Genomic DNA, 4,744 nt, shown 5'->3' on the forward strand with positions numbered 1-4,744 from the left:
ACTAAGCCCCATTACAACATTGGCATACATCTGAATAAAACGGCGATAGGAGTCGTAGGCAAAACGGCGATCCTTGCTGTGAGTAATAAGTCCTTCAATCGTTTTATCATTCAGGCCAAGATTGAGAACCGTATCCATCATCCCCGGCATAGAAGCGGGGGCACCGGAGCGGATCGACAGCAACAGTGGATTTTTGGGATCACCAAACACTTTCCCCATCTGCACCTCTAGCGTTTTCAGCGCACTATTGAGTTGCGTTCGCATCTCTTCGGGATAACTGCCATTACTGTCGTGAAACTCCTTACACACAGCCGTTGTCAGAGTACATCCGGGTGGAACGGGCAAACCAAGAGAAGACATTTCGGCCAGATTGGCACCTTTTGCTCCGAGCAGCGTGCGCAGCGACAAAGAGCCATCGGCCCGACCATCGCCAAATAAATAAACATATTTTGTCATCAGTTTTGCTCCTTTGTAGCTCAGGTGATCACAAAAAAGACCGGCAAATTATGTCTCTAGCAGATAAATCCTTAAGCTAGAAAACAACAAGCAAACAGCACCATTTAGCACAAAACGCAGGGGGTATCAGCTTGTTAATTGATCGCTTTAAAACTATCTTCCGGTCACCCATAATAAAATGATTAGATTAAAGCTCTCTACCCATAAACAGTCATAGTCTATTTAGAGTGCCCGATAACACTAATTCACTGGCAAAATCGTCTGTGAATTAAATCAATAAATCATATTTTAGTATGTACGTTATTAGCAAAAACGCAAAGTTACAACAGCCCTAATAGACGATAACAGTGGCGTTTAAAGGGATTAATAGCAGGGTTGATAATGACAGATAAAATCACTATTTTTATCTTGCCGAGTAACGCGCTGAGAATTTATAAAATTTTAATAAAAAAGGTATAAGGCCCTGTCTTTTTTGAAAATTTAACTACTATTAGTAAATTAAAAAAGTATAGGTATTAAAATGCGTATATTACTCGTTTTACTGGGCTGTTTGACGATATTGGCCGGCTGTGAGAAAAGCTCGACAGGGCAAGCTTTAGGTATATTGGAAAGGGATAGAATTACATTTTCCGCAACCGCCAATGAGATCATCCGTGAACTTCCCGTTAAAGAAGGAACCCATGTCACTGTTGGGCAGATACTGGTTCAATTAGATAATAAAAATCAACTTGCGGTTCTGGCCCAAGCTAAAGCTGAGTATGCAAAAACCAATGCTCAGTTGCTACGTTTAAGTAATGGTGAAAGACCCGAAGATATCGCAGCTGCTCAGGCGGTACTCGAGCAAGCAGATGCCAGCCTGATAGCCAATGATAAAAGCTATCGCCGCATCAATAAACTTTTCCAGCAAGGGCTGGCAAGCAGCGCTGAAATTGAGCGGCAATTAGCCAATAAAGATATAGCAATAGCGGCATACCATGCTGCCAAAGAAACGCTTGCTAAACTCACAGCAGGCGCTCGATTAGAAGATATCGCGGCTGCGCAGGCCGCATTGGCCGCAACACAAGCGCAAGTCACATTACAACAACAAAAACTTGATGAACTGACGATTATTGCAACACGCAATGGCATTCTCGATAGCCTACCTTATAACATTGGAGAAAGAGTGCCAATGGGCGCACTTGTTGCTGTTATTCAGACCGGTCTCGCCCCCTACGCACGCGTTTATATCCCAGCCTCATCACGGCTGAAATTTATGATAGGCCAACAAGCAAGTGTTCATGTCGATGGGGTAGATCCCCCCTTTCAAGGCATTGTCCGCTGGATAGCAACAGATCCCGCATTTACCCCCTATTACGCGCTCACAGAGGATGAGCGTTCACGATTGATGTATCTTGCTGAAATAGAGTTACCTGACAGCGCTCAATATTTACCTGCAGGTATTCCCGCCCAAGTTGATTTAACAAAGTAGAAGCGGAGCCTATGCCTGAACTCGTGATCCAAGCGACCAATATTTCTAAAAAATTTGCTGATTTAACGGCGCTTGATGGTATCGATTTAGCGGTACCCAAAGGCTGTATTTATGGTTTTCTCGGGCCAAATGGTTGCGGAAAATCCACCATGATCCGCATACTTACCGGATTATTAAGTCCGACATCAGGGCAGGTAAACGTGCTCGGGTTGGCGGTCCCTAAACAAGCCGAAGCGCTGCGTTTAAGAATAGGCTATATGACACAAAAATTTTCGCTTTATAATGATTTGAGTGTGACTGAAAACTTGCAGTTTATAGGTCAAATTTATTCTATCCCAAACGGGCAATTAAAACTGCGCATTCAAGAACAGTTACATAGATACAGACTCGAACCACTAAAAGGGCAGCGTGTCGCGGGGATGAGCGGCGGACAAAAACAGCGCTTATCACTTGCAGCAGCAACCATGCACAACCCTGAATTACTTTTTTTAGATGAACCGACATCGGCTGTCGATCCGGAAAACAGACGTGATTTCTGGGAGCAACTCTTTGATTTAAGCGATCAGGGTACGACCATTCTCGTCACCACCCATTATATGGATGAGGCAGAGCGTTGCCACCGCCTCGCTATTATGGAATCGGGCGTGATCCGCGCGGACGATGCGCCTGAAACATTAATGCAGAATATGGGGGTGCAGGTCGTAGAGGTGAAAACGGATAATTTACGCACCTTAAAAGCCACGCTGTTACAAAATCCGAATATTCGTTCAGCCGCGCAAATAGGTATCCGCTTGCGCGTACTGGTGGACAACCGTATTAATAATCCCCTGCAGTGGTTACGGACGGGCTTTCCCGAACTGCAGAAAGCACAATTAAATATTGCACGGCCCAGCCTGGAAGATGTTTTTGTCACCAGCACAGGAAAGGGGCGGCAATGAACGCACTGTTTCGTATGAAGTCCATTATCATCAAAGAATTACGGCAACTTTCAAGAGATAGAATCACCTTTGCTATGGTCATTATGATCCCGCTTATTCAATTATTACTGTTCGGTTATGCGATTAATACCGATATCCGTAATATCCCCATTGCGATCGTTGACCAAAGTAACTCAGCTAGCGGGCGTTTAATAATAGAAGCGGTCAAAGTCACGCAGGTGGTTACTGTTAGCAAAAAATATAGATCTGTTACTGAAGCGGAACAAGCGATACAACAAGGTCTGGTCAGAGCGGTATTGATCTTGCCGAGCAATTTAACGCAGCGCATTGCTCAGCATGAAATTTTAGGGCAATGGATAGTGGATGGATCCGATTCCATAATAAGTGCTGCTATTTTGCAGTTACAAAATATGCCCCTATCGGGTATCAATGCAATACCATCAGCACAACAAAAAACCTTCGAAGTGACCCTTTTGTTCAACCCGACGCGGCGCTCTCCCGTTAATATTATACCGGGATTATTAGGGGTTATTCTCACCATGACAATGATCATGTTCACCAGTGCGGCGATTGTAAGAGAGCGGGAAAACGGCAATTTAGAGTTACTGATCACCACTCCCATTCGTCCTATTGAACTGATGATAGGTAAAATAATTCCCTACATTTTTATCGGCTTAATCCAAGTCGGCATAATTTTAAGTCTTGGATATTTTATATTTTCGATTCCGATTAATGGCGATTTAAGCCAAGTATTATTCGCTGCACTGCTTTTTATTGCAGCAAGTCTAACCCTGGGACTGGTTATCTCCACTCTTGCTGTCACACAACTTCAAGCGATGCAGATGACCATCTTTATTCTATTGCCCTCCATTTTATTGTCGGGTTTTATCTTCCCTTACGAGGGAATGCCAATCGCTGCCCAGTGGATATCCGAAGCACTGCCCGCAACTCACTTTATGCGTATTATACGCGGGGTCATTTTACGAGGAGCAGATCTGTTGGATCTATGGAGAGACTCGCTGTGGTTGTTGATCTTTACGTTAAGCGGCTTAATTGTTGCCTCCGCCAGATTTAAAAAGAATTTAGATTAAATCAAATAATGGCGCTGGCTTGGGCGATTATTTACAGAACTTGTGAAAGTAAAACAGCCTTCACTTTAGCAGCAACTTTTTTTGTTACGTAGATCAATATAAACAAATTATTTCGACTTTAGCTCATATTTACAATGCTATAGTAAATATCAGGTAAACTTTCTTTGTTGAGGAATCAATATGTTAAATGAAAATCACGCACTTATTATCGACTTCCCTGAGTTCAAATTAGACATTGTTCATTTAAATCACAGCAATCTGGAATTTAAAGAAAAAGCACAGCAATACCACATATTAGATTATGATATTCGTCAACTTGAAATAGCAGGCAGTCCGACCGATGATAAGCATATGAACGAGCTCAAACATCATCGCGCGCAGTTAAAAGATCTACTTTATTTACAGTTAAAAGCGCATCACGATAGCAAAACAGGTGAAAAATAATAATTGCTGGCGGCTAGTAAATCTTAGCCGCTGTTTGCGAACATTTAAAACAGAGGAGCGATTATTGATTGTTGCGATGCAATGACAAATAGCAGCCATTATCCCCGAGCAAAATCAGCTCGCTCGACAAGACACTCCTCTTCGCCCATCTCAAAATCACGGCAAATCATCGGCCGTTGCTCGTAGATTTTACAGCGCATGCTGTTTCTATCTAACGCTGCGCACCATCCATCATCTAAGCGCGCCATAACCGGGCCACCCCACTTATCTATCCCGATATAATTATCGGGCACGCCCGTCTCGGTAAGCAGCATCACCTCCAAGCGGCAGCAGCAGGCCTCACAGTT

Annotated in this window: 6 protein-coding genes; 4 read left to right on the forward strand and 2 right to left on the reverse strand. The window is 43.5% G+C overall.

The genetic code is table 11. The features are described from left to right. A partial coding sequence (locus ACJAT7_RS17895; RefSeq protein WP_415228157.1) for a PEP/pyruvate-binding domain-containing protein occupies positions 1 to 456 on the reverse strand: 456 nt, incomplete at its 3' end. 520 nt (positions 457 to 976) lie between these two features. Between ACJAT7_RS17895 and ACJAT7_RS17900 the strand changes: the two genes are divergently transcribed. The 4 genes from ACJAT7_RS17900 (at position 977) to ACJAT7_RS17915 (ending at position 4,397) form a co-directional block, all read left to right on the forward strand. Beyond that, a complete protein-coding gene (locus ACJAT7_RS17900) occupies positions 977 to 1,924 on the forward strand; it encodes an HlyD family secretion protein (RefSeq protein ID WP_415228158.1) in 948 nt (315 codons plus the stop codon). An 11-nt stretch (positions 1,925 to 1,935) separates the two neighbouring features. Then, the gene (locus ACJAT7_RS17905) at positions 1,936 to 2,862 is read left to right on the forward strand and encodes an ABC transporter ATP-binding protein (RefSeq protein WP_415228159.1); all 927 of its coding nucleotides are present in this window, start codon (positions 1,936 to 1,938) and stop codon (positions 2,860 to 2,862) included. Further along, entirely contained in the window at positions 2,859 to 3,953 is a 1,095-nt protein-coding gene (locus ACJAT7_RS17910) for an ABC transporter permease (RefSeq protein ID WP_415228160.1), read from the forward strand. Before ACJAT7_RS17905 ends, ACJAT7_RS17910 begins: the two co-directional genes overlap by 4 nt. Positions 3,954 to 4,133: 180 nt before the next feature. Then, positions 4,134 to 4,397: a YdcH family protein gene (locus ACJAT7_RS17915; RefSeq protein WP_415228161.1), complete on the forward strand. Its 264-nt coding sequence runs from the start codon at positions 4,134 to 4,136 to the stop codon at positions 4,395 to 4,397. A 98-nt stretch (positions 4,398 to 4,495) separates the two neighbouring features. On the opposite strand, the gene ACJAT7_RS17920 is transcribed toward ACJAT7_RS17915, so the two are convergent. Further along, positions 4,496 to 4,744: YkgJ family cysteine cluster protein (locus ACJAT7_RS17920; RefSeq protein ID WP_415228162.1), on the reverse strand; the 249-nt coding region annotated here is incomplete at its 5' end.

This window comes from Psychromonas sp. (assembly GCF_047632995.1).
Lineage (GTDB): Bacteria > Pseudomonadota > Gammaproteobacteria > Enterobacterales > Psychromonadaceae > Psychromonas.